General features: G+C 55.4%; 22 protein-coding genes and 1 tRNA gene. 20 read left to right on the top strand and 3 right to left on the bottom strand.

The genetic code is table 11. The annotated features are described in order from the left end of the window. The first annotated feature begins 85 nt into the window (after positions 1-85). From PT275_RS04190 to PT275_RS04170, 5 genes are all read left to right on the top strand, one after another. On the top strand, positions 86-2,023 hold the full coding sequence (locus PT275_RS04190; RefSeq protein ID WP_277152632.1) for an ABC transporter substrate-binding protein: 1,938 nt from the start codon (positions 86-88) through the stop codon (positions 2,021-2,023). Positions 2,024-2,150: 127 nt separating this feature from the next. Continuing rightward, positions 2,151-3,122 (top strand): ABC transporter permease, encoded by a 972-nt coding sequence (locus PT275_RS04185; RefSeq protein WP_277152629.1) that lies wholly within the window; start codon positions 2,151-2,153, stop codon positions 3,120-3,122. Continuing rightward, positions 3,119-3,979: an ABC transporter permease gene (locus tag PT275_RS04180; protein WP_277152627.1), complete on the top strand. Its 861-nt coding sequence runs from the start codon at positions 3,119-3,121 to the stop codon at positions 3,977-3,979. The genes PT275_RS04185 and PT275_RS04180 overlap by 4 nt, the downstream gene beginning before the upstream one ends. 267 nt (positions 3,980-4,246) lie before the next feature. Further along, complete coding sequence (locus PT275_RS04175; RefSeq protein WP_277152625.1) at positions 4,247-5,029, top strand: ABC transporter ATP-binding protein; 783 nt, start codon at positions 4,247-4,249, stop codon at positions 5,027-5,029. Positions 5,030-5,122: 93 nt separating this feature from the next. Further along, the gene (locus PT275_RS04170) at positions 5,123-5,935 is read left to right on the top strand and encodes a dipeptide/oligopeptide/nickel ABC transporter ATP-binding protein (protein ID WP_277152623.1); all 813 of its coding nucleotides are present in this window, start codon (positions 5,123-5,125) and stop codon (positions 5,933-5,935) included. A gap of 253 nt (positions 5,936-6,188) precedes the next feature. Here the strand turns inward: PT275_RS04170 and PT275_RS04165 are convergent, their stop codons facing one another. The 3 genes from PT275_RS04165 to PT275_RS04155 all read right to left on the bottom strand — a co-directional run bounded on the left by PT275_RS04165 (position 6,189) and on the right by PT275_RS04155 (position 7,998). Next, positions 6,189-7,181 carry a D-2-hydroxyacid dehydrogenase family protein gene (locus PT275_RS04165; protein WP_277152621.1) on the bottom strand — a complete coding sequence of 331 codons (993 nt, stop codon included), beginning with the start codon at positions 7,179-7,181 and terminating at the stop codon, positions 6,189-6,191. Between the two features lie 108 nt (positions 7,182-7,289). After that, positions 7,290-7,493 carry a helix-turn-helix transcriptional regulator gene (locus tag PT275_RS04160; RefSeq protein ID WP_277152619.1) on the bottom strand — a complete coding sequence of 68 codons (204 nt, stop codon included), beginning with the start codon at positions 7,491-7,493 and terminating at the stop codon, positions 7,290-7,292. Continuing rightward, positions 7,480-7,998: a hypothetical protein gene (locus PT275_RS04155; RefSeq protein WP_277152617.1), complete on the bottom strand. Its 519-nt coding sequence runs from the start codon at positions 7,996-7,998 to the stop codon at positions 7,480-7,482. The genes PT275_RS04160 and PT275_RS04155 overlap by 14 nt, the downstream gene beginning before the upstream one ends. Positions 7,999-8,207: 209 nt before the next feature. On the opposite strand from PT275_RS04155, the gene PT275_RS04150 reads away from it, so the two are divergent. From PT275_RS04150 to PT275_RS04080, 15 genes are all read left to right on the top strand, one after another. After that, a complete protein-coding gene (locus PT275_RS04150) occupies positions 8,208-8,567 on the top strand; it encodes a damage-inducible protein J (RefSeq protein WP_277152615.1) in 360 nt (119 codons plus the stop codon). Further along, positions 8,567-9,070 (top strand): PIN domain-containing protein, encoded by a 504-nt coding sequence (locus tag PT275_RS04145; protein ID WP_277152612.1) that lies wholly within the window; start codon positions 8,567-8,569, stop codon positions 9,068-9,070. The genes PT275_RS04150 and PT275_RS04145 overlap by 1 nt, the downstream gene beginning before the upstream one ends. A gap of 99 nt (positions 9,071-9,169) precedes the next feature. Next, positions 9,170-9,793 carry an isochorismatase family protein gene (locus PT275_RS04140; RefSeq protein WP_277152610.1) on the top strand — a complete coding sequence of 208 codons (624 nt, stop codon included), beginning with the start codon at positions 9,170-9,172 and terminating at the stop codon, positions 9,791-9,793. A gap of 71 nt (positions 9,794-9,864) precedes the next feature. Beyond that, positions 9,865-11,922: a RecQ family ATP-dependent DNA helicase gene (locus PT275_RS04135; protein ID WP_277153658.1), complete on the top strand. Its 2,058-nt coding sequence runs from the start codon at positions 9,865-9,867 to the stop codon at positions 11,920-11,922. Between the two features lie 97 nt (positions 11,923-12,019). After that, on the top strand, positions 12,020-12,490 hold the full coding sequence (locus tag PT275_RS04130; RefSeq protein ID WP_277152608.1) for an ASCH domain-containing protein: 471 nt from the start codon (positions 12,020-12,022) through the stop codon (positions 12,488-12,490). Positions 12,491-12,677: 187 nt separating this feature from the next. Next, the gene (locus PT275_RS04125; protein ID WP_277152606.1) at positions 12,678-13,961 is read left to right on the top strand and encodes an HRDC domain-containing protein; all 1,284 of its coding nucleotides are present in this window, start codon (positions 12,678-12,680) and stop codon (positions 13,959-13,961) included. 49 nt (positions 13,962-14,010) lie between these two features. After that, positions 14,011-15,390, top strand: coding sequence for a trigger factor (gene tig, locus PT275_RS04120; RefSeq protein ID WP_277152604.1), 1,380 nt, complete (start codon positions 14,011-14,013; stop codon positions 15,388-15,390). Positions 15,391-15,917: 527 nt separating this feature from the next. After that, positions 15,918-17,180, top strand: coding sequence for a chloride channel protein (locus tag PT275_RS04115; protein ID WP_277153657.1), 1,263 nt, complete (start codon positions 15,918-15,920; stop codon positions 17,178-17,180). A 51-nt stretch (positions 17,181-17,231) separates the two neighbouring features. Then, positions 17,232-17,858, top strand: coding sequence for an ATP-dependent Clp protease proteolytic subunit (locus tag PT275_RS04110; RefSeq protein WP_277153656.1), 627 nt, complete (start codon positions 17,232-17,234; stop codon positions 17,856-17,858). Between the two features lie 2 nt (positions 17,859-17,860). Continuing rightward, on the top strand, positions 17,861-18,532 hold the full coding sequence (locus PT275_RS04105; protein WP_277152602.1) for an ATP-dependent Clp protease proteolytic subunit: 672 nt from the start codon (positions 17,861-17,863) through the stop codon (positions 18,530-18,532). Between the two features lie 175 nt (positions 18,533-18,707). Beyond that, positions 18,708-20,129, top strand: a complete 1,422-nt coding sequence (gene clpX, locus PT275_RS04100) for an ATP-dependent Clp protease ATP-binding subunit ClpX (protein WP_277152600.1) — start codon at positions 18,708-18,710, stop codon at positions 20,127-20,129. Between the two features lie 119 nt (positions 20,130-20,248). Then, positions 20,249-20,322 (top strand) — tRNA-Arg (locus tag PT275_RS04095). A gap of 415 nt (positions 20,323-20,737) precedes the next feature. Continuing rightward, complete coding sequence (locus tag PT275_RS04090; protein WP_277152598.1) at positions 20,738-21,883, top strand: ABC transporter ATP-binding protein; 1,146 nt, start codon at positions 20,738-20,740, stop codon at positions 21,881-21,883. 94 nt (positions 21,884-21,977) lie between these two features. Beyond that, complete coding sequence (locus PT275_RS04085; protein WP_277152596.1) at positions 21,978-22,856, top strand: ABC transporter permease; 879 nt, start codon at positions 21,978-21,980, stop codon at positions 22,854-22,856. A 118-nt stretch (positions 22,857-22,974) separates the two neighbouring features. Beyond that, positions 22,975-23,925 (top strand): ABC transporter permease, encoded by a 951-nt coding sequence (locus PT275_RS04080; protein ID WP_277152594.1) that lies wholly within the window; start codon positions 22,975-22,977, stop codon positions 23,923-23,925. Positions 23,926-23,953 lie beyond the last annotated feature (28 nt).

Below are 23,953 nucleotides of genomic sequence, written 5' to 3'. Positions count from 1 at the left end.
ATCTATCGGTATTCGTATGATGGAAACCGCAGACGACCCGTAAGGGCGGCTAGCGAAGTTAATAATATCTATCAAAGAGGAAAGTATGCCTACCAACTCAGGTGCGTACAGCGAAAACGACGCAACCGATAACAACGTAACAGGCACCAACGAAAGCGGAACGGCGGCAAACGCTGACAGAAGTTCGGCGAATGCTGTCGGTAGTTCGCAAAACGCTGGGAATACCAATATCGCTGATGATTCGGAAAGAGTCGGAGACGACAACGTTACCGGTACCTCCATGAATGCAAGCGGCACTCAGACGAATATTGCCGACGAGCCTTCGAATTCGGGAAATGCCGTCGCAAACGAGGGCGCTAGTAATAGCTCCGATAACAAAGCTGGCGTAAACAATGCGGGCAGCACCGATGAGACGCTCAACGCGCACGTCAAAGGCGGCAACGCTGGCCACGGTTCCGGTAGCAATGGCAGCAAGGCTGGAAAAAACAAGAAAAAGGGCTGGGTCTGGGTGATTGTCGCGGTAGTCGTCGTGGTGGCGCTTATCGTCGCTTTCGTGGTGATTCGCGGCAATCAAAAGGTCAGTGATGGCGTGCCCAGGTGGCATAAAGCTGATTCCGTGACCATCGGGCTCAAACTTGCCCCCACGAACCTCGATATCCGCAACCAGTCCGGCTCATCGCTCGACCAGGTACTCGTCGGCAACGTCTACGAAGGGCTTGTCACCCGCGATTCCAATAACAAGGTCGTGCCGGGGCTGGCCAAAAGCTGGGAGAAGAGCGCCGACGGCACGAGCTATACGTTCCATCTCAACCGCGGCATGAACTTCTCCAACGGCGACACACTCGATGCCAATGACGTGGCGTGGTCCATCAACGAACTGGTGTCCAAACATTATCACGATTCCGAATCGCTCATGAACTTCAAGTCGGTGACGGCCACGGATGCCGATACGGTGAAACTCGATTTGACCGCGCCTTATGCCAATCTTCTGTGGGAGCTGGCTTGCCGACCAGGACTCGTGTTCGACAAGAACGCCCACTATGACATGAAGACGCAAGCGATGGGATCGGGGCCGTATACCGTCGTCAAATTCGTACCGAACGATTCCATCACGTTGAAGGCCAATCCGAAATACTGGGGTGCGCACAAGGCCGTCACCCCGACCATCGTTCTGCGCTTTTTCGGCGATGACAATGCGGCCGTCAATGCGCTGAAATCCGGCGATGTTCAGGTTCTTGCGCCGGTGACCGAGAACCTCGCGGAACCTTTTGTAAAAGACAGTGCTCATTATCGCGTCGCGGCCGGTGACGACACCGACAAGTACGTGCTCGCCATGAATTCCAAGGGTGCCAAGACCTCGGACGTGCGTGTGCGTCAGGCCATTCGCTATGCCATTGACCACAAGCAGCTTATCGCCTCGCGCGGCGGGGCCGACAAACCGCTGGGCGGGCCGATTCCCTCGCTCGACCCAGGATACGAGGATCTGACCGGTCTTTACCCGCACAACGTCGACAAGGCCAAAACGCTGATGAAGGAGGCCGGCTATACCCCCGACCATCCGCTTCAATTGCGGCTGACCTATGCCAACACCTACGGCACTGAGCTTGGCGACCAGTTGCGCAGCCAGCTCAAACCCATCGGCATCGATTTGAAGGTCAACGTGGTCGAGTTCTCCACTTGGCTGCAGGACGTGCTCAAGAACAAGGACTACGACCTATCGCTGGTCGACCACAACGAAAGCCACGACTTCTCGCAGTGGACTCAGGACACGTACTACTACAACTACAGCAATCAGAAAGTCAAGGACTACTACAATCAGGCGATGGCCGCCTCCAGCGATTCCGAGCGTGACGCGTTGCTGGCTAAGGCCGCGCGCTTGGTGAGCGAGGATGCGCCGGCCGACTGGCTCTTCAACTACCGCATCACCACGGCGATGAAGAATGGCGTATCGGGCTTCTCGCTCAACTTGAACCAGACGCTACTGCCGCTCTACAACGTGAGATATATGACGCCGGCCAAGTAGCGGGCTGGGTAGATATAGGACATGCGGCCCAAGGCGCGAGATGAAGATGCGATGAAAATCAAGAAAAGCGTGCGGAATCCTGATTTTGCTCGCATGTTCGGCAATAGGTTGATAGGTAAGGTGACATATGCGATTCGTCATTCGACGTTTCCTGCTGTTTGTGGTGGCGCTGCTCGCCATTTCGGTGGTGATTTTCGCGGCGCTGCGCATTCTGCCGGGCGACGTGGCCAGCGTGATGGCAGGGCTCAACGCGCCGCCGGAACGGGTGGCCCAGTTGCGCTCGCAGATGGGGCTTGACCGGCCGCTGGTTGTGCAGTATTTCAGCTGGATGGGCGGCTTGTTGCATGGCGATTTCGGCACGTCGCTTCTGACCGGCCGTTCGATCAGCGAGACCGTCGCCATGCGTGCTTCCGTCACCTTCCCGCTGATTGTGCTGGGGCTTGTCGTGGCGCTCGCCATCGGCCTGACCCTTGGCGTTGTTGCCACTCTGGCCACACGTCCGGCGGTGCGTTCCGCGTTTCATTTCGTCGCCATTGTCGGCGGTGCCATCCCCGCGCTGTGGGGAGGGCTGTTGCTGATTCTCCTCTTCGGGCGCGGTACCGGATTGTTGGGAATCCTGCCCTCGCAAGGGTTTCCCGAGGCTGGCTGGTCCAGTTTCGGTCCGGCGCTGGCCTCGCTGGTGTTGCCGGCGCTGACGGTCGGCATCATCGACGGCGCGAGCCTGATGCGCTATACGCGTTCGGCGCTGGGTGACGTGATGAACAGCGGCTATATGGATCAGGCAATGGCCTGCGGCTATACACGCCGTCAGGCCGCACTCAAAGTTGGGTTGAGATTGGCGACACCGCAGCTGGTGAGCGTGGTCGGACTGATGTTCGCCGGCATGATCACCGGCGTCATGGTCATCGAAAATCTCTTCGCGTTGCCCGGCATCGGCGCGGGTCTGGTCACCGACCTCGGCAATCGTGACCTTATCGCGGTGCAAAGCGAGCTGTTCATGCTGGCTGCGTTCTTCCTGTTCGTCGGCTTCCTTGTTGACCTGCTGCACCGCTTCCTTGACCCCCGACTGAAGCACGCTGTACAAGGAGGTGCGCAATGACGAAGAACAAATTTGCGATTGTATTGCGTTCTATATGGAGGCGTGGCGAAGGAAAATTCGCGCTCATCGTTTTGGCGCTGTGGGGCTTGGTTTCGCTGGCATCGCTCGTTTGGACACCGCAATCGCTGTGGAAAACCGATGGCTATCACGTCTGGACCAAGCCGTCCGCCGCGCATTGGCTCGGCACCGACGGAACCGGAGCGGATGTGTTCAGCTGGCTGATGGCCGGGGCGCGTACGAATCTTTTCATTGCGATTTTGGCCGTGGTTTTCGCTGGAGCGTTGGGCATATTGCTGATGAGCGCGATGGTCTCGCGCGATTCGGCATTGTCGAATGTTTCGGTGGTGGCGGTGGACGCGCTGATTTCCATTCCGACCGTGCTTATTGCCTTGATTCTGGCGGTTCCGATGGGGGCTTCCGTCGCGGTCATCATCATTGCTTGTGGCATCGGCTATGGTCTCAATCTGGCGCGTATAGCACGGCCACAGGCGCTGCTCGCGGCCAATTCCGACTATGTTGCTTCCGCGCTTTCCTATGGCGCTTCCGGATTTTCAGTGATGTTGCACCATATCCTGCCCAATGCGATGCCGACCATTATGGTCCAGCTCTCGCTCTCCGCAGGCACCGCGGTACTCGCTGAGTCCGGCCTGACCTACCTCGGCGTCGGCGTGCCGAGCGGCGTGCCGAGCTGGGGCCATTCGCTGGCCACGTCGGTCAAGTTCATCAACGTCTACCCGCTGACCGTGCTTTGGCCGGGTCTGATCGTCACCATCGTGGTGGTGGCGCTGAACATCTTCGGCGATGTGCTGCGCGATGCCGTCGACCCGGTGACCAATCCCGAATTGCGGAGGTCGTGAGATGCTGGTTTCTGCATCGCTTTCGCCGGCTTCTCCGGTTTTGGTGGGTTTCGGTGAAGGGAACTGTGGCAAAGATCGCTCAGCCGGATATGCCTTGGCTGGTTTATACGGCGAAATCCTGGCTACGTCATTTAGATCAAGAGGTGGCAATATTCATGCTCGTTGTATAACAGGATTGTTTTACAAGGCAGGAATCTGGCCGTATATTTTTTGGACCTTAATGGCAGTATTTGTTTTTCTTAAGGTCCTCAAGGGGTGGAGATGGTCATGAGCGTTGATGTCAAACAACTTGGTGTTTCCGTAGGCGGAAAGCCGATTGTGCATGGTGTCGATTTACGTATCGACGATGGAGAACGGGTTGGTCTCATCGGCTCATCCGGTTCGGGAAAATCCATGATTTCCAAGGCCTTGCTTGGTCTATTGCCGACGAATGCGCAGGTGTCTGGCTCCGTATTGCTTGGTGATACCCAGGTTATCGGAGCGGACGAAACCGTCCTCGCAAGTCTGCGAGGGCGTTATGTGGGCACGGTGTTCCAGAACCCGGCGTCATCATTAAATCCGGTTCTGACCGTTGGCAAACAGGTCGAACTGCCACTGAAACTTCACTATAACCTGAATAAAACTGACCGTCAGACGCGCGTTGTCGCGATGCTCGAAAAGGTCGGGCTTGACGAAGCCACGGCGAAAAAATATCCGAGCGAACTTTCTGGCGGGCAGCAGCAACGTGTCGGTATCGCTACGGCGTTGATTACCTCGCCTCGCCTGATCATTGCCGACGAACCCACAACGGCGCTCGACTCCATCACCCAGCGCCAGATCGTTGATCTGCTGGTTTCATTGGTCGACAAATCCGGCGCGTCGATGCTCTTTATTACGCATGATTTCTCGGTGCTCGCCCGTGCAACGACGCGCTGCTATGTGCTTGATGACGGCCGGATTATCGAATCGGGAAACACTGCTGATTTATTGGATAATCCGCAAAACGAACAGACGGAAAAGTTGGTGGGTGCGGCGCGCGAGTTGACGCTTGCCGGGGAAGGCTCGCGCTAACCCATGGCTACCAAAAGAAACCATGGATATTCGTGCACTATCTTTTGGTAACCATGGGCTAGTGTGAGCGACAATATGAAAACGAGGATTCGAATGGTTGAGGGAAATCCATTCAAGGTCGATGACCATGACTCTGTATTATTGTGGGGCCAACATGTTGGCAAGATATTCGGCCATGGCAAAGACCGCCAGACTGCGCTCGACGATGTAAGTGTCGAAGTGCGTTCGGGGGAGTGTCTTGCGCTTATTGGCGGATCCGGGTCGGGCAAGTCCACGCTGACGCGGATTGTGTTGGGGCTTGACAAACCGACTTCGGGGACGGTGACGTTCGAGGGTGAACCTGTCGACGGCAGAAAATCGGCCGGTTATGAGGCCTTGCGGCAAAAATCGAGTCTCGTCTTTCAAAGTCCGTTCTCCTCACTTGACCCTCGTTGGACGGTGGCCAAGTCGGTCGCGGAACCGTTGAAGATCCAACGCAACCATTCGAAAACCGAGAACTCGGATGCTGATTGCAAGGTGCGTGAATCCTTGTCCCTGGTTGGCCTTGACCCTGATGAATTTCTGAATCGCTATCCTGTTGATCTTTCCGGCGGACAGGCGCAACGCGTTGCCATCGCCCGCGCCTTGATCACCGATCCCGAACTCATCGTTGCCGATGAGCCGATGAGTGCCATCGATGTGGCGGCCCGCCTGCAGATACTTGAGGCGTTTGCCGCCATCCGTAAATCGCGTCCGGAAACGGCCATCATCATGATTTCGCACGATTTGGGTGTCGTCCAGCACATCGCCGACCGTATCGTTGTCCTTCACGACGGCAAAGTGGTGGAAGGCGGCAGCACCGATGATGTACTGAACCGTCCGAAAGCCGACTATACCCGTGATTTGGTTGCCGCCGCGTCATTATAGGTTCCGCGGACTGTCGTGACCAACAACTGCGACGAAAAGCATGTTACGGTGTGCTTTTCGTCGTGACGAGTGAATTGGTGCGACAAAAAGCAAGCCGATTCGTGCTTTTGGTCGCATTGAGTGGTTTGGTGCGACGAAAAGCATGGAAAAACGTGCTTTTGGTCGCGTCGACTATGGTCACCTGCGCTTAGGAAGCGGAAATCGAGCGTAAAAGTTGGTCGAAGCCGCTCTCGGTGACGCTGATGTGGTCCGTCTACTCCACCACGTTGAAACGTTCGCCGTTGCAGAAGGCATGGATCGAACGCGCAATTTGGCGCGAAAGATCGCGATAGGCGTCATCGGCGCGCCATGCGACATGCGGGGTAAGGATCGTATCGGGAACCGAACGCAGCGGATCATCGGCTGGCAGTGGTTCGGTGTCGTAGACGTCGATGGCTGCCTTGATGTCACCTTGTTCGAGCCTATTGACCAGCGCGCCTGGCTTGATGAGTTCGGCGCGTGCCGTGTTGATGAAGTAGCTGCCAGGTTTGAGCTGGTCTAGATCGGTGGATGTGATGATTCCTTGCGTCTCTTCATTCAAAGGCAGATGCAGACTTACGATATCCGAATGGGCCATAAGCTCGCCGATACTGTCAACGAGTGTCGCCCGTAGCGAACGTGCGGTGGCAGCATTGACATGCGAGTTCCAGACCAGTGTGTGCATGCCGAATCCGTCGGCGATGCGGGCGACGGTCTGGCCGATGCCGCCGAAGCCGACAAGTCCGATGGTCTTGTCTTTCAGCGACGTGCCTTCCAGCCCGCTCCAGTTGCCTTCCCGAATGCTGCGATCCATGGCACCGACGCCACGAGCAAGTTCGAAAATCAGTGCAAACGTATATTCCGCGACGGTTTCGTCGCCATAATGGACGGTGTTGCACACGCGTATTCCCAGTTTACGCGTGCGGTTGAGATCGATGAAATTGGCGACGCCGGTGCCGCCGAATACAAAGCAACGCACGTGACTGCTGAGCTCCTCAAGCAGCTTGCCGTTGACATGGAAACCGATGACGACAACGATATCGGCGTTTTTGCAACGTTCAACGATGGTGTCTGGCTCGATGTTGAAATCTTTGTATATTCGCACACGGGCGACGTTGTGCAGTATCCGCATGCTCATGGCGATAGGCTGGTACATGGACTCGAACATTGTGGGGATGACCACCAGCGGCAGCTCGGTGCGTTCGGATTGCGTTTCGATATACTCCATAATCCCAAGGATAATTGTGCCTCTGGCCTATGGGAATGCGGCTATCAAGGTTTGGAAAATATTGTAGATTTGCCGTGTTGTGTATCGCAAATATATGTATTGCTGTGTTCAGCCATCGAAAGAGAACAGCTTTTCGACAGTGGTATCGAAGGTGTGCGCAATGTCCAGTGCCAACTTGAGCGAGGGATTGTAAGCCCCTGCCTCCAGCCGGATAATGGTCTCACGTCGCACACCGACCTGTGCGGCAAGTTCTGATTGCGTCATGCCGGCGTTCTGCCGGACCTGCTTGAGGGTGGTGTTAAGCCTCGACATCGACAGCCGTTTCCGAACGAGTCATATCACGATGTTCAAGGTAAAGGTAACAGCCCAGTTGCAATGTCGGCATTAACGAGGCGATGAACAACAGAAGATAGAGGGTGAAGCGCAGTTGATTATCCAGACAATATTGGTTGATCATGGCAACGCAGATAAGCACGCAAAACAGGATAAAAATGGCTGTGGTATTGGCTTGATTCTCATGAGTCAGAGCGCTTTCGTCGCGTAACCCCGTTTCCGAAGGATTGTCCAAATTGCCATTCGAACCCATGGAAAAAATTCCGTTTGGTCCCGGTGAGATGAATTTATTGAGGGCGGTATCGATTCCTGCCAAAATAGTGAAAGCAACTAGACTCAGAAGATGCAGCCATAGCCAAGTGACTGGAAGAAACGCGCCGGGAAGCGAGACGAGCGTGGCGATAAGCATGCAGAAGAACTGCACCTCTCTTATCCGGTTCAACGACCAGTTGCGAGGGTTGAAACGATGTGAGAAGGCTGGCATCTTTGATTCCTTTCAACGGCTGTTTCTTGGCGATAAGTACAAAGTAGGTGATGTATTTATCACTATGTTGCAAATATATCACATTAACTAAAAAAATCAGAATTTTTTTATTGTTTGCTCTTTATTTGACGAATATAGCGTTATATTATATGCTATAACGTATAGCACTCTTGAATTGATGAATAATCGTTGAAGGAGAAACCATGTCGATGGTGCAGATGAATGTCCGTATCGATGCTGATGTAAAAGATGACGTCGACAAGATACTCGAAAGCAAAGGGAAGACACCTAGTTCCGTCGTTCGTGAGTTATGGGATTTTATCAAGGATTATGGCGATACTCCGGATTTGCAGACCAAAGCTGAAAAAGCTGATAAGGAAGCCGAAAAACAACGCAGACTCAAAGCGATAGAGGATGGTGCGACTTTGTGGTCTCGAACATTGAAAGAGGCAGGTTTGCCCGATGACGGCAAAGATCCCTTTGAGGGCATGAGCTATAAGGAAATTCGAGATTTGATGTATGACGAACAGTACGATGAATATCTTCATGAACAAAAGGAGCGGAAATAATGGCGCAGAATCTGAAATTAGTTTGTGACACTAATGTTCTTCTGGATTACCTTTTGGAAACAAGAGAAGGTCATAAAAAAGCCGAATCGTTGTTTAATGCATTTGCAGGGATGAACACAACGATGATGTGCGTTTCTTTGTCACTCAAAGATGTTGATTATCTTGCGAAAATTGCCATGAAAAGGAAATTCCGCAATGATGAATCTGTTCTGGTATGGGCGACTATTACCGTGCTGGTTTCACAGTTCGGTTGGAATTGTATACAGACCTTATTGCGCATTATGACGGTTATTGCCGTGGATGATCAAGTATGCCGAAATGCAGTGGCCTTGCGGCCTATTCATAACGATTATGAGGATGATCTCATCATTGCCGCGTCGCGCCAAGCCAATGCCGACATGGTGGTGACCGGTGATCAGGATTTGATCAAGCATTTTCCGGATCTGTGCGTCAGCGTCGAAGACGCGTTGAAGCAGGTTGATGGGGACCAATCTGGGATTTGAGTTGAGTGATTCGCGCTTGGTCAGGCAAGTGGGGCATTCTTTGTAGTGTTATTTTAGGATTCGAGGATTGGTCGGATTCGAGTAGTGGCAGGAGTCGATATGGCAGACAAGGCATTGATTATCGTGGACGTGCAGCCCACGTTCTGCGAAGGTGGGGAACTTGGGGTCGAAGGCGGCACGGCTGTGGCCGATCGCATCGCCGAGTATGTAAAAGCGCAGGGCGATGAGTACGCCTATATCGCCACCACTCAGGACTGGCATATCGAACCGGGTTCGCATTTCTCCGACCATCCCGATTTCGTTGACTCATGGCCGAAGCACGGTGTGGCGGGCACGCCGAATGCCGAACTGATGCCGCAGATTGCGGCTCTCGGACTCAACCATCATTTCAAGAAGGGCCAGTACGCCTCGGCGTATTCCGGCTTCGAAGGCATCGAAGACAACACCGATTGTGTGCAGACCCGCGAGGAATTCGCCCAGATGCAGAAAGACGGCAAAACCTTGGCTCAAGGCTTGAAAGATGCCGGTGTCAACCATGTCGATGTGGTCGGTCTGGCCGAATCGCACTGCGTCAAGGAAACCGCGCTTGACGCTAAAAAGCTGGGATATTCCGTCACCGTCTTTGAAGACATGACCGAACCGGTCAGTGAGGATCAGGGTGTGAGCGCTCGTAAGCAGATGAACGAAACTGGCATCGAACTGAAGAACGGACTGGGTGACTGATGTCGGAATCGTCCTTCTCGCCAAGCCAAGCGGAATCTGAATCTGCAGAGTCTCCAACCAAAACGGAACCTCTGACGTCATGGCCGTCCAGTGGTGCGCTTGCGGCACTGAAGCAGTATTTTGGTTACGATTCGTTCCGAGAAGGTCAGGAGAATCTGGTCAATGCCATTCTCGCTGGTCATGACGTGCTGGGCGTGATGCCGACCGGTGCCGGGAAATCCATCTGCTATCAGGTGCCGGCCACCATGCTGCCGGGTCTGACCATCGTCATCTCCCCATTGATTTCGCTGATGCGCGATCAGGTCGATGCCCTGAACGATGCGGGTATCAAAGCAGCGTTCATCAACACCACACAGGAAAGCGACGAGCAATCCATGGTCTTCGCCCAAGCCCGGCGCGGCGATGTGAAAATGCTCTACATCGCCCCCGAACGCTTGGAAACCGAACGATTCCGCAGCTTTGCCTCGCAGGTCAAGATTTCGTTGATTACCGTTGACGAGGCACATTGCGTCTCGCAATGGGGGCAGGATTTTCGTTCGTCGTATCTGGGTATCGGTGAGTTCATTGACAGCTTGCCGGTACGGCCGACCGTCGCCGCGTTCACCGCGACCGCGACCGAAAAAGTACGTCGTGATATCGTCCGTTTGCTGCGGCTTAAGTCACCTAAAATCACCGTTACCGGCTTTGACCGGCCAAACCTGTATTTCGACATCATCAACATGCCGACGAAACGCAAAAACACATGGATTACGGAGTATGCAGCCAAGCATCCCGACGAATCCGGCATTGTTTACTGCGCCACTCGCAAGGAGACCGAGGCGCTCGCCGACGAACTTAACCGCCATGGTATTGGCACAGCTGCCTATCACGGCGGCATGTCTGCCGAGGCGCGCGACAAAGCGCAACGCGATTTCGTCACCGATCGGGTGCCGGTGGTCGTGGCCACCAATGCCTTCGGGATGGGTATCGACAAGTCGAACGTGCGTTACGTCATCCATCACAATATGCCGGAAAGCATCGAAGCCTACTATCAGGAAGCCGGACGAGCAGGACGAGACGGAGAACCTGGGCGTTGCACGCTGCTCTGGAACGAATCGGATATCGTCACCCGCCGCAGACTTCTGGACATGGATTCTGACAACGACCGCATGAGCCCCGAGGAGCAGGAGATTGTTCGTCAGAGCCATCGGCGTTTGTTGAACGCGATGATTGGTTACTGCCGCACCACCGAATGCCTGCACCGCTATATCATGCGGTATTTCGCCGATCCCACCAGCGTTGATGCTACGGTTGGCGCCCGGAATGAGAGCGAAAAAAGGCCTGATTCTAATATCAACCGGTCTGATTCGGGTGTAGCTGCCAATGATGGCGATGCTTCAGAAAGTGACCGGAAACAGGATGGAAAAGACGACGGTAACGCTGATGACGGGGCGTTCAAATGCGGTAATTGTGCCAATTGTGAAAGCACCTTCGAAACCATTGACGTCTCCGATGTGGCACGTGCCGTCAGCCGCTGTGTGCATGACATCAACCAGAGTTTTGGCATGGGCAAGATTGTTTCGGTGCTGCGAGGCTCGAAAGCTCAGGATCTCATTAATCGTCACCTCGACCGTATGCCGAGCTATGGTGCGCTTCACGATGTGCCGGATGCGCGAATCCGCGATGTCATCAACCAGATGGCGACCGACGGCTATCTCTTCGTTTCGGAAGGAAGATTGCCGATTGTTCGCTTCGGTGCGCGTGCGGCGGATACGGTCAAACCTGATTTCCACTATGAAATCAAACGTATCCTGCGAAAGAAGCCGGTTGCTTCGTCCGGTGCCGCTTTCGGCTCATATGATGCTGACGCTTCAAATGGCAATGCGGCTAGAATGAATAATGGCGCTTACGGTAATTACGAACCCACAGATGAAGATGAAGCATTGTTCCAGAAGTTCCGCGAGCTGCGGCGTACCATCGCCCAGGAAATCGGCAAGCCGCCCTACATCGTTTTCTCCGATAAGACCCTGCGCGATATGGCCCGCATCAAGCCGGTCACCGATGCCCAGTTCCTTGCGGTCAACGGTGTGGGAGAGAACAAGCTGCATCTCTACGGTCCCCGTTTCATGGACGTGGTACGTTCGCAGTAAAAACGGAAATAAACGAATCGAAAACGAGCCCGTCTATTAAGGATTAATAGCGGATACCAGGCCCGCCAAGACTAACAAGGCAAAGAAATGAGAAGTAATGACCAGTCATCATAAATCAGACGATAGCGCGGACATGAAAGACGATGCTATCGATCTAACAACCCTCGAACGTGATGAGTATGGCTTTCCTGGCCCTATGCGGGACCGTTTGGTCGAGGCGATTCTTGATGGTCGCAAAACAAGGACAACCTCATTGCTTGCCGAATATCAGCACGACCACGAGCCGTTGCCGCAGGTAGGAAAGCTGGCCGTGGTAATTGATTCCGAAGATAAACCGGTGTGCGTGACCCGGCTGATGGGAGTGACGGTTTGCAAAATAAGCGACATCGCCGATGAGCATGCCCGTGGCGAAGGCGAAGAATACGACGATGTTGCGGGCTGGCGCAAGGCGCATGAACAGTTTTGGCAAAGTAATGAATTTCTGGAAGAATTGGGTGATTGCGACTTCCAAGTCAGTGACGACACGGAAGTCGTCTGTGAGCGATTCAGCGTGGTCAAGCGACTTTAAGTAGGCGGTTGCCGGTCGGCGGCTGGAATGATTGAGTTTTGATCGGTACGCAGGAAGCGCTGCCCAAGGCTCGCGATATGGTGGACGCCGGATTTAGTGTATAGCAGTGTTCACCGTATCAAGAGTCTACGGCGCCTTGGCGAAACGCAGAGCGACGAAACTTATGGTGGGCGGAGTAGGAGCTTGGTTGAGCAGCGAGCCACGATTGCAGGAGGAGCCGCGAGAGGGCGTCCCTGAGGTCACCGATACGCTCAACGGATTCCGTGAGGCATGTGACAGGCTGGCTGCGGGGAATGGCTCTCTTGCCGCCGATGCCGAACGTGCTTCCGGCTACCGTTATGGCCACGAGGATTGGCTCGTGCAGTTCAAACGCACCGGTTCAGGCATTGTCCTTTTCGATCCGATAGCCCTTAACAAGGCAGGCGTGGACTGGAACGAATTCAATCGTGCAGTCGGCGATGCCATGTGGATCATTCACGATTCGTTGCAGGATCTGCCTGGTTTTACCGATTTGGGTATGAAAGTCCGCAATCTTTTCGATACCGAAATCGCCGCAAGACTCTTGGGCCTCAAGCGTTTCGGCCTCGCCGCGGTCACTGAACACTATCTTGGTATTACATTGGCCAAGGAGCATTCCGCAGCCGACTGGTCGTACCGTCCTTTGCCGCGTGATTGGCGCAATTATGCGGCTCTTGACGTCGAACTTCTTATCGAACTCGAGCAGAAAATGCGTGTTGACTTGAAAAAAGCCGGCAAAATGGAATGGGCCAATGAGGAATTCAGCCATGCGCTTCAAGAAGGGACAGGTCCGCAACTTGGACATCCAGTGCCGTGGATGCGCATTTCCCATTTCACCGTACTTGGCCATGATAGGCGGGGTCAGGCTGTCGCCAAAGCCCTTTGGGAGAAGCGCGACGAGCTTGCCCGCGAACACGATATCGCTCCGACTTTGCTCTTAAGCGACGTCGCCATCATCGAGGCCTCCCAGAAAAAACCGCACAACGCCCGGCAATTCCGCGCCATCCGCAGCCTGAACGAGCGGGTGCGTATTCACATGGGCAACGAACAGGACAAGATGTTCGAGCGTTACGCCCCTATCCAACGTTCCATCAAGCCGAGCGTGTGGAAAGATACCATTCAGGAAGCCCTCAAACTCAGGCCGAAGGATTGGCCGGAGCCGCCGAGCCCACCGCAGGAGGTTCAGGTCAACGCCCCACGTTCCATGAAATATTGGTCCGTTCACCATCCTGACCGCTTTGCGCGTCTTAAAAAAGTCCGTGCCGTCATCGCCCAGATTGCTCAGGACACAAGGACCCCGCCCGACGTGGTCATCAAACCGCAGATCATTCGCAACCTTTGTTGGCGCGATGATGCCGACAAGCTTGACATTCAGGAATTTCTGCGTGAGCAAGGGGCCCGGAAATGGCAGATTGCGCTGATATCCGAGTCCGTAAGTCGCGCTATCATATGAGGGTTGCCTAAGTGCAGAAGTAGTTGGAATAATCGTCAGGAGTACTAGCGTGAAAATCAGCGTGAGGAATCTCGAGCCCACCAAGGTGAAGCTCACCGTCACCGTCGACCCGGAAGAGTTCGACCCGTATCTTGTTGAGGCCCGCAAGGAAATCGCCAAGCAGATCAACGTCCCGGGCTTCCGTAAGGGCCATGTCCCCGGAAAGATCATCGACCAGCGCGTCGGCTTCGGTGCCGTCGCCGGTGAGGCCGTCAACAGCGCCGTCCCGGAGCTTTACTCCAAGGCTCTCGAGGAGAAGAAAATTCGCCCGATGGCCCAGCCCGAGCTGGATGTCAAGGAGCTGCCGACCAGCGAAAAGGACGACACCAAGGTGAAGTTCATCGCCACCGTTGAGCGCCGTCCGGAAATCGAGCTGCCGAAGCTTGACGGCATGACTCTTGAAGTCCCGAAGACCGAGGTCAGCGACGCGGACGTCGACAAGCGTCTTGACAACCTTCGCCAGCGTTTCGGCACCCTCGTGGGCGTCGATCGTCCTGCCAAGAAGGGCGACTTTGCCAACATCGATCTCGATGCTCAGATTGACGGCGAGTCTGTCGATTCCCAGGAAGGCGTGAGCTACGAGCTCGGCAGTGGCAAACTGCTTGACGGCATCGACGAAGCGCTCGATGGCCTGTCCGCAGGCGAGGAGACCACGTTCGAAGGCACGCTGGAAAGCGGCGACCACGAAGGTGAGAAGGCCCAGATCAAGGTCAAGGTCAATTCTGTCAAGGCTGAGGAGCTGCCGAAGCTCGATGACGACTTCGCTCAGGAAGCCTCCGAGTTCGACACGTTGGACGAGCTCAAGGCTGATATCCGAAAGCAGTGCGAGCGCGACAGCGAAGGCCGTCAGGCCAATGAGGCACGCGATGCGTTCCTTGACGCCCTGAAGAAGGACGTGGAGATTCCACTGCCCCAAGGTGTCCGCAAGGGAATGATTGAGGATCACCTGAAGCAGGTCACCGCCGATCCCGACAAGGCCACCGACGAACAGAAGAAGGAAGCCGAAGAGGCCACCGACAAGGAGCTTCAGGACCAGATCGTGCTCGATACCTTGGCCGAGCAGCTCGACGTCAAGGTCTCCCAAGCCGATGTCACCAACTTCCTCGCTTCCATCGCTCAGCAGTATGGCATGGATCCGAGTGCCTTCATCAACGCCATCGTCCAGAACGGCCAGCTTGGCTCCGCCGTTCAGGAAGTCGGCCGTTCCAAGGGTCTGCTTGCCGGCATGCGCGCCGTCAAGTTCACCTGCGACGGCAAGGATCTCGATCTGACCCCGTTCCTGGGTGAGGATGAGGCCGTTGAAGATGCCGAAGAGAACGAAAGCGTAGAGGCTGCGTCCGCCGCTGCCGCCGTTGCCGACGAGCTTTCCGACAAGGATGAGGCCGAGTGATTTCGAAGTAATCATTAATCTCTGATCAAAATTGCTAAAAGGGAGTACAGGGTTCGCCTTGGCTCCCTTTTGTTTGATATATGGTTGTAAAACTTGTCAAGCATCCATCAATGTTGATTCAGCGTGTCTCTTGGTGCGCCAAGTGCGTCCTTTTCATGGGAATGTCGCTCTTTTTTTGATTTTTTCGACTTCTTGGCGCACCAAGAGACCTATTTTTTGAAGAATTGTTGCAAATGTATCGATTTTTGTGGTACTTGGCGTGTCAGGAGCCTCAAAATGGAGGGATGAGAGAGTCGAATCTGATTTTTTCGGCCCTCTTGGCGCGCCAAGAACCGATTAGGATGAAGAATTGAGTAGGGAAATCCTGCAGAGTTCATGCTTCGCCGAAATCTGAAGAGTTCTTTTGTGCGAATCGGACCGATCCTGAATAGTATGGTTATGTTTAGTAGAAATACTATGTGATTTGTTGCAGAAAGTCGGAAGTGGTGGTGGAACAAGAGAACGATAGCGGATTGAAACGGTTGGGCATGATTGCCGCCGTCATATTCCTGCTAGGCGGGGTCGTCGGCGTGAGCTCCGGTCTGCTGGGCCTGATGCTGAGCGGCGTCGAACGGCTGATGCTGGGCTATATCGAGAATCCGAAGGATCCCAGCCCCTATCAGGTCGTGGCGTGGCGGAGGGTCGCTTCGGTCGTCGGCGGATCGGTGTTTGCGGCGATCATCTGGTGGCTGCTGCGTACAAAGACCACCAAGGTGCCGTCGGTGAAGAAAGCCGTCGCAGGGGAGCGGATGCCGGTCTGGCAAACGACCGTCCATGTTCTGCTGCAGATTTTCATCGTGGGTTCCGGCTCGTCCATCGGCCGCGAGGTGGCTCCGCGTGAGTTCGGCGCGATGCTGGGCCAGCGTTTTTCGCAGCTTATCCATCTGAGCGATGAAAAAGACAGCAAGATCATCGTTGCGGTGGCTGCCGCCGCAGGTCTTGCCGGTGTCTACGACGCGCCGCTTGCCGGTGCCTTTTTCGCCGTGGAGATCCTGCTTGCCGATGTCGGAATCGAAACCGTCGCGATGGCGCTCGGCACCTCGGCGGTGTCCGCCTATGTCGCCTCGATGATCCGCGGCCGCGGGACCTTCTATGGCATGGCCGCCATGGGAAAGTCCGTGATCCCGACATTGAGCCTGACGCTGTTCGCCTTCCTTGCCGGCATCATCTGCGGTATCGCGGGTGCGCTGTTCCGTAAAGGTTCGCAATGGGCCGAAGGCAACAAGCCCAAGGGCACGGGCATTCTGTGGATGATGCCGTTGGCCGCGCTGGCGACCGGCATCGTGGCGATATGGCTGCCGCAGGTCATGGGCAATGGCCGTTCTGTGGCGCAATACGCTTTTGCCGCCACTGCCGGTCAGGGGAATACGCTTGTGCCGATTCTTCTGGCGCTGTTGGTCGCCAAGGCCGTGCTGACGCTCGCCACCATTCGTTCCGGTGCTTCGGGCGGCGTGCTCCAACCCGGCATTTCCATAGGTGCGACGCTGGGCGCACTGCTTGGTTTTGTGTGGATGATCATCAGTCCCGCAGACACCGTCACCGCATGCGCGCTGGTGGGTGCTTCGGCATTGCTCGCCGCTTCGCAACAGGCTCCGTTGATGGCGATGTGCCTGGTGATGGAGCTGACGAGGGCACCGATGGCCTTCTTCGTGCCGGTCGGTGTCGGCGTGGCCGTGTCCGCGTTGGTTTCGCAAGGTTTCCTCGGCTTTGTTTCTCGTTCTCAGCGCAAAAAACAAAAGGCTGTCGTATAAGTCGCGGTACTATTCATAACGGTAATAAAACGTGAATATCAAGGAGATATGGTGGCAGGATTGCTGACATCTACGCCGTCGATGGACGAAGGGGAGGATTCCGCCCCCACCATCACGGATCCGATTTTCAATAGGCTTCTTAAGGAACGCATCATCTGGCTTGGCGACGAGGTCAAGGATCAGAACGCCAACGTCATCTGCGCCCAGATGCTGATGCTTGCGGCCGAAGACCCGAAGAAGGACATCTGGCTTTACATCAACTCACCTGGTGGCTCGATTACCGCTGGCATGGCCATTTACGACACCATGCAGTTGATCGAGCCTGACGTGGCCACTGTCGCGGTCGGCATGGCGGCCTCCATGGGTCAGTTCCTGCTTTCCAGCGGTACCAAGGGCAAGCGTTTCGCCACGTCCCACGCCCGCATCCTGATGCACCAGCCTTCCGGCGGCATCGGCGGCACCGCCACCGACGTGCGCATCAACGCCGAGCTGATCATGGATATGAAGCAGACCCTCTCGAAGCTCACCGCGGAACAGACCGGTCACACCCTCGAGGAGATTTACCGCGACAACGAGTACGACCATTGGTTCACCGCGCAGCAGGCGCTGGAATACGGTTTCTTCGATAAGATCGTGACCACACCGGGCACGATGAGCACCAAGAAGGACGGGGAGTGAACATGGCAAGTGAAGAAGCGAAGTTTGTAGCTCGTGCCGAGCGTCTCGCAGGTCCGCGTGGTGTGGCTGGTTTTGCGCCCCGGAACCGTTACGTGATGCCCCAGTTCAGCGAAAAGACGCCGTACGGCATGAAGACGCAGGACGCGTATAGCCGTCTGTTCGAAGACCGCATCATCTTCATGGGCGTGCAGGTGGACGACACCTCCGCCGACGACATCATGGCCCAGCTATTGGTTCTGGAAAGCCAGGATCCGAACCGTGACGTGATGATGTATATCAACTCGCCCGGCGGCTCGATGACCGCGATGACGGCCATCTACGACACGATGCAATACATCAAGCCCGATGTGCAGACCGTTTGTCTCGGCCAGGCCGCTTCGGCCGCCGCCGTCATCCTTGCCGCTGGTACCAAGGGCAAGCGCCTCATGCTCCCGAACGCCCGCGTGCTCATCCACCAGCCGGCCATTGACCAGGGCTTCGGCAAGGCCACCGAGATCGAGATTCAGGCCAAGGAAATGCTGCGCATGCGCGAATGGCTCGAGGAAACCCTCGCCAAGCACACCGGCCAGTCGGTCGAACGTGTCCGCAAGGACATCGAAGTCGACACCTTCCTGACCGCTCAGGAGGCCAAGGACTACGGCATGGTCGACGAAGTGCTTGCCAACCGCAAGTAGTGGTAGCGATTGCGCTGCGATTCGCCGTGTAGATTCATAACAAAAACGATTCGGTACCCCTTGCGTTCGCGCGTGAGGGGTATCGTCGTAAGCGGGTGCCGCCAGCGGAAGAGAGCGGTGAACAAACGACCAAAACAGGGTTGGTCTTAAACGCACGATGTGGTAAGGAGAGGGCATGGGCGACGTGGTGGATTACAACGACTCCGTCCCGCACTGCGGATTCTGCGGCAAAAGCGAGCGTCAGGTGCGCAAGCTGGTCACCGGCCAGGGTGCGGCGATTTGCGACGAATGCATCGCCCAATGTGTCGAACTCATCAAGGACGACAACGACAAAGATGTCAAGATCAACGCGCTGAACCTGCCAAAACCCTCGGAGATATATGCTTATCTTGACCAGTACGTCGTCGGCCAGCCGCAGGCCAAACGCACCCTTTCCGTGGCTGTCTACAACCATTACAAGCGCGTCAACATGGATATGGGTGAAGGCGGGCGTGCAACCGGCGCCGGTATGGGCAAAGCCGCGGCCGCTTCCGGCGTGACGGGCAAGTCCGGTATCGTCGGGAGCGCCAAGGCAGGCGATGCCAAACGTTCCGGCAGACCCAGTGCCGATTCGCTGTCGGGCGTGCAGGTTGGCAAATCCAATATCCTGTTGCTCGGTCCTACCGGCGTCGGCAAGACCTACCTGGCCCAGACGCTCGCCCGTGTGATGAATGTGCCGTTCGTCATCGTTGATGCCACCACGTTGACGGAGGCAGGTTATATTGGTGACGACGTGGAAAGTGTGCTGCAACGGCTCCTGCAGGCCGCCGACAGCGACGTAAGTCGCGCCCAGCATGGCATCGTCTATATCGACGAAATCGACAAGATCGCACGCAAAAGCGGAGAGAGCGCATCGTTGACCCGCGATGTGAGCGGGGAAGGCGTGCAGCAGGCACTGTTGAAGATCCTTGAAGGCACCATCGCCTCGGTGCCGCTGGAAGGTGAGGGCACACGCAAGCATCGTGACCAGAACACGGTGAAAATGGATACGCGTGACATCCTCTTTATTTGCGGCGGCGCGTTCGTCGGTCTCGATGCCATCGTGCGCAAGCGGATTGGCGCGCAGGAAAGCGGGTTCACCGCGACCTTGCACGAGCATGACGAGAGCAAGGCCGACCTGTTGCGTCAGGTCGATGCCGACGATCTGAGCGATTTTGGCTTGCTGCCGGAGTTTATTGGTCGGTTGCCTGTGGTCAGCGTACTTGACGAGCTTACCGAGCAGGATCTGCGCGATATCCTCGTGCGACCTGCTAATGCGCTGGTCAAGCAATACCGCAAGCTGTTCGCCGTCGACGGGGTCAGGCTTTCGTTCACTGATGAGGCCATAGCTGCCATCGCTGCCAAGGCTATCAAAGAAGGCACCGGCGCTCGCGGATTGCGGTCTATCATCGAAAAGACGCTTGAGGAAACCATGTTCCAGCTGCCGGAGATGAACGATGTGGAGCAGGTCATCGTCGACGCTTCTGCCGTCAACGGTGCAGGCGTGCCGAAGATGGTGGTTTCGTCGGCTTCGGACGGCCGTTCGTCGCGCCGTAGCAAGATACATGCATTCGGATAAGTGGATGTATTGCGTTAAGCGACTGCTGATGCATGGGCTTGCGCGACACGCCTATGCTTGCGAGAATCGAGATGAAACGTTATATTAGATGAGTTGTCAAAAACAAGGTTTTTGACACTGCGCACGTAGCCCAATGGATTAGAGCAGCTGACTACGGATCAGCAGGTTACAGGTTCGAATCCTGCCGTGCGCACATTGATCCGCAGAATCGCATGGTTCTGCGGATTTTTCAATTCTTGTGCCATGTGTCCAGCTCTTATAATGCGTTTCGAACTCACTCCTGCGCTCAGCAGACGGTACTGCGACGGTTTATCGGGCACCGGATGTTTCTGGTTATACTCAATTTTTGCCTATAACCCCGCAATGCTTCTCATCTCATCGGAATAATGACTCAGTGGGAAAAGCACTAAATTGTGCCTTAAATGGTGCTTTTCGCCGCAGTGAAACCAGGAGCCAGTGCGAAAAGCGGTGAGTTACAGTCTAAAAGGTACTTTCCTCACTGATCTTATGTCCACTTGGGGGTACAGTTTTCCGTTTTGCGTTGTCGCAGCGAACTGTCTCGTCTTGTATGGGAAGTGCACGAAGTACTTACCTGGAAAGGCGGAACGATGAACGTCGATGGTTACAAGAATCACGGGCAATCCGGAACGCAGCTGAAACTGGCCGTGGCTACCCAGAACCTCATGAAGGCATACGGGGATTTCAGAGCGGTGGATGGGCTGAATCTCAAAGTACCGACGGGAGGCATATACGGCCTGCTCGGGCCCAATGGTGCCGGTAAATCCACTACGATGAAGCTGCTGTTGGGGCTCACCTCGCCGACCTCCGGGCAGATGTGGATGCTGGGGCAACAGGTTGACGGCAAACGTGGTGCCAACCACCGCATCCAGCCCGGCCGCGTCGGCTCGATGATCGAAGGGCCGAGTTTCTATCCTGGCTTGTCCGGTTTGGACAACTGCCGCATGGTGGCGGACTATCTTGGTTTGCCGACTTCCGCGGCGACGCAAATTTTGGCTCAGGTCGGTCTGAAAGGCCACGAGGACAAGAAGGCGAAGGACTATTCGCTGGGCATGAAGCAGCGCTTGGGTATCGCCATGGCGCTGATTTCGAGGCCGGAGCTGTTGCTGCTTGACGAGCCCACGAACGGTTTGGACGCTGAGGCGGTGGTCGAGGTTCGCGAGATGATCATGAATCTGGCGGCCTGTGAAGGGGTCACCGTCATCATCAGCAGCCATATCCTCTCCGAAATCGAGAAGATGGCGCCGGTGGTCGGCATCATCGCTTCCGGTCGTCTGCTGTATCAAGGTTCCTTGGACAATCTGCGCGAACAGGGTCATATCGACATCCGCGTCTCTGACCCGAAAAGTGCCGCGGACTTGCTCAGCCAAAACGGCATGGCCTATCGGTTCATCCCGCAAACAAGCGAGTTGCAGATTCCGGAATGTGCAGATGGGCGGATTGCCGGTTTGGTCTCGCAAATGGTTGATAGAAACATTGCGGTCTACCGCGTCGCTTCCGAGCGCAAAAGCCTTGAGGAGGCGTTCCTTGAATTGGTGGAAAGTCCGCAGGGTCAGCAATCGCAAAGTAGCCAGAGCGATCGCATTGATCGCATGGGCCAAGGGACGATGGCGGCGGAATATGGGAATGCGCCGGCGTATAGCGGCAATGTGCAGACTGTGACGAAGCATGATGTTGTTGGACCCCGGTCATCTTTGGACAATTCCGGGATGCCGGTTCTGGGAGGTGCGCGATGAATTTCAATACTCGCAACAATTGGTATTGCAATCAACCTATTCTGATTTTTCTGTCGCATTCGGCAAGCAACGTACGGATGCTAGGAGGTGCGCGATGAACGAGAAGGCAATGAGTTGCAGTCCTTTCGACAATCGGTATCACAATATGCCGATCCGGAATCCACGAAGAAGCGGAACTGGTAACGCAATCCGCAGGGAAGCTGGCCTGTTCACGGCGATTCGTATGGAACTGCGCAAGCTCAAAGGGTCATCGTTCTGGTGGATGGCGGCAGGCATGGCGCTTCTGGTTTCCGCGTGGTCGGGCGCGGCATTCATGAAGCGGGCCGGCGGCAATCAGCTGACTCAAACCATTGCGCTTGCGGCCAATGATCCGTACACTTCCATCAGTCTGTTGGCGCCAATTCTGGCCGCGCTGCTGACCAGTCGCCTGTCGGTGATGGAAACGGGTGGGCGGATGGACCTCAAATGGCTGTCGTTAGGCCAATCGGAAGCAATGAGGTTCCTCGCCAAGTTTATCGTTGCGGGGCTGGCGCTTGCGATGTGCTTCATTATTCCCTTGGTGTGGATCCCACTGGCAGCGAGAGCGAAGGGTTTCAGCTTTGTCGGAAGTTTTGTGACATTGTTGGCGGTGCCGTCGTTGGTTGCATTGCTTGCGTCGCTGGCGGTCACGGCTGTCCAATTGCTGATTTCCATGGTCGTCGGTAAACAGGCCGTGGGGCTTGGCATCGCCGTGATTGCCGGTCTGGTCGGTTCTGGACTGATTCCGATGGGCAAACCGCAACTCGGCTGGCTGTTTCCCGCCGGTATCAGTTCTGCCGCTGATCCCTTTGTAAGCAAGGCTCTGTCTAACGGATACGCCAGCGTGACGATGGTCGGCAACCCGTGGATTTGCGTGGTGGCCAGTCTTGTCGCTTGTGTGATTTGGACGATTGTTTCGATGTTAATGATCAAGATAAAGGAGTCAAGACGATGAATGCAAACGGAATGGCAGATGGCTCGTCGTGACAGGCGACAACACAATACCGGATAATCGAGCGATTATGAATGGAACCTTGAAAGCGAATAGACAGGCCGTTTCCGACAATCTGTCGATGGCAAACAGGTCAGCAACGGCGCAACGGCAGACGACAATGAACGGGAATACGATGATGAACAGGCAAGTGGCAATGAACGGGAATACGATGATGAACAGGCAAGTGGCAATGAACGGGCCGATGAGCAACGCTCAGAATACGCCTAATGTGGTCTCTCCGAGATTCACTGATGGCAACAGAAAAGCGGCAAAGCGTCTACCCAAACCTTCCGTAATGGCGGCGTTCCGCTGGGAAATACGCAAGGCGGGCAACTTGTGGTACTGGATCGCGACAGTGCTCTTCGACCTCATCGGCATGTTCAACGGGTTCAGCCAATATGTCGACTATCGCAAGGATTTTGAAGCCCAAGGCGTGACGTGGGCGGCGGTTTGGGGGCAGGCCATCCTGTTGCCAAGCATGGTGTTCATGCCGATTCTGGTCGCGGCGTTCGCCTCACAGATTGAATCCAACGAGCACGTCGGCCGCAACTGGCAGCGTCTCAACGCCAGTGGCACGGCATCGACGGCGATTGCTGGCAAGATGCTGCATGGCTTGTTGGCCTCGTTACTGACTGTCGCGGTTTTCGAGGCCGAATTCCTTATAGTCGGCAAGGTGATTCTCGGTTTCGACTTGCGTGACGTAGGCCCGTTCCTGCTTCGTGGCGTTCCGATGATGTTGGCGGTCTGGGCGATTATGACCTTGACCCAGGCGATTTCGACGAAATTCGAATCATTTGCCGGCACCATGAGCGTAGTGTTGGTACTCACTTTGTTCGGATGTGTGCTTTCGCTTATTGTTCCGTCGTTGACGCTGATTTATCCTTTCTCGTTAATTACCGGTGCTTCGGCCGCACGCGATCTCGGTAATATCGTGTCGAGCAGCTCCATAATGGCGGCAACACTGATGGCCGCGTTCTGGGTCATCGTAGGCGGGCTGATTTTCCGCAAGCTGACCCGTAAAGCTGTGTGATGAACCTCGAAGTTATACGCCAAATCCG

Source organism: Bifidobacterium sp. ESL0745 (assembly GCF_029433335.1).
In the GTDB taxonomy this organism is placed as follows: domain Bacteria; phylum Actinomycetota; class Actinomycetes; order Actinomycetales; family Bifidobacteriaceae; genus Bifidobacterium.
The sequence above is the reverse complement of the archived record's forward strand: the minus strand, read 5'-3'. Positions and strand labels throughout refer to the sequence as shown.

Coding starts and splice junctions, on each gene's coding strand:
- PT275_RS04185 (WP_277152629.1), top strand. CDS start 2,151: ATGCGATTCGTCATTCGACGTTTCCTGCTGTTTGTGGTGGCGCTGCTC.
- PT275_RS04175 (WP_277152625.1), top strand. CDS start 4,247: ATGAGCGTTGATGTCAAACAACTTGGTGTTTCCGTAGGCGGAAAGCCG.
- PT275_RS04130 (WP_277152608.1), top strand. CDS start 12,020: ATGACCAGTCATCATAAATCAGACGATAGCGCGGACATGAAAGACGAT.
- PT275_RS04140 (WP_277152610.1), top strand. CDS start 9,170: ATGGCAGACAAGGCATTGATTATCGTGGACGTGCAGCCCACGTTCTGC.
- PT275_RS04160 (WP_277152619.1), bottom strand. CDS start 7,493: ATGTCGAGGCTTAACACCACCCTCAAGCAGGTCCGGCAGAACGCCGGC.
- PT275_RS04115 (WP_277153657.1), top strand. CDS start 15,918: ATGATTGCCGCCGTCATATTCCTGCTAGGCGGGGTCGTCGGCGTGAGC.
- PT275_RS04190 (WP_277152632.1), top strand. CDS start 86: ATGCCTACCAACTCAGGTGCGTACAGCGAAAACGACGCAACCGATAAC.
- PT275_RS04150 (WP_277152615.1), top strand. CDS start 8,208: ATGGTGCAGATGAATGTCCGTATCGATGCTGATGTAAAAGATGACGTC.
- PT275_RS04105 (WP_277152602.1), top strand. CDS start 17,861: ATGGCAAGTGAAGAAGCGAAGTTTGTAGCTCGTGCCGAGCGTCTCGCA.
- PT275_RS04165 (WP_277152621.1), bottom strand. CDS start 7,181: ATGGAGTATATCGAAACGCAATCCGAACGCACCGAGCTGCCGCTGGTG.
- PT275_RS04170 (WP_277152623.1), top strand. CDS start 5,123: ATGGTTGAGGGAAATCCATTCAAGGTCGATGACCATGACTCTGTATTA.
- PT275_RS04090 (WP_277152598.1), top strand. CDS start 20,738: ATGAACGTCGATGGTTACAAGAATCACGGGCAATCCGGAACGCAGCTG.
- PT275_RS04155 (WP_277152617.1), bottom strand. CDS start 7,998: ATGCCAGCCTTCTCACATCGTTTCAACCCTCGCAACTGGTCGTTGAAC.
- PT275_RS04080 (WP_277152594.1), top strand. CDS start 22,975: ATGGCAAACAGGTCAGCAACGGCGCAACGGCAGACGACAATGAACGGG.
- PT275_RS04180 (WP_277152627.1), top strand. CDS start 3,119: ATGACGAAGAACAAATTTGCGATTGTATTGCGTTCTATATGGAGGCGT.
- clpX (WP_277152600.1), top strand. CDS start 18,708: ATGGGCGACGTGGTGGATTACAACGACTCCGTCCCGCACTGCGGATTC.
- PT275_RS04085 (WP_277152596.1), top strand. CDS start 21,978: ATGAACGAGAAGGCAATGAGTTGCAGTCCTTTCGACAATCGGTATCAC.
- PT275_RS04145 (WP_277152612.1), top strand. CDS start 8,567: ATGGCGCAGAATCTGAAATTAGTTTGTGACACTAATGTTCTTCTGGAT.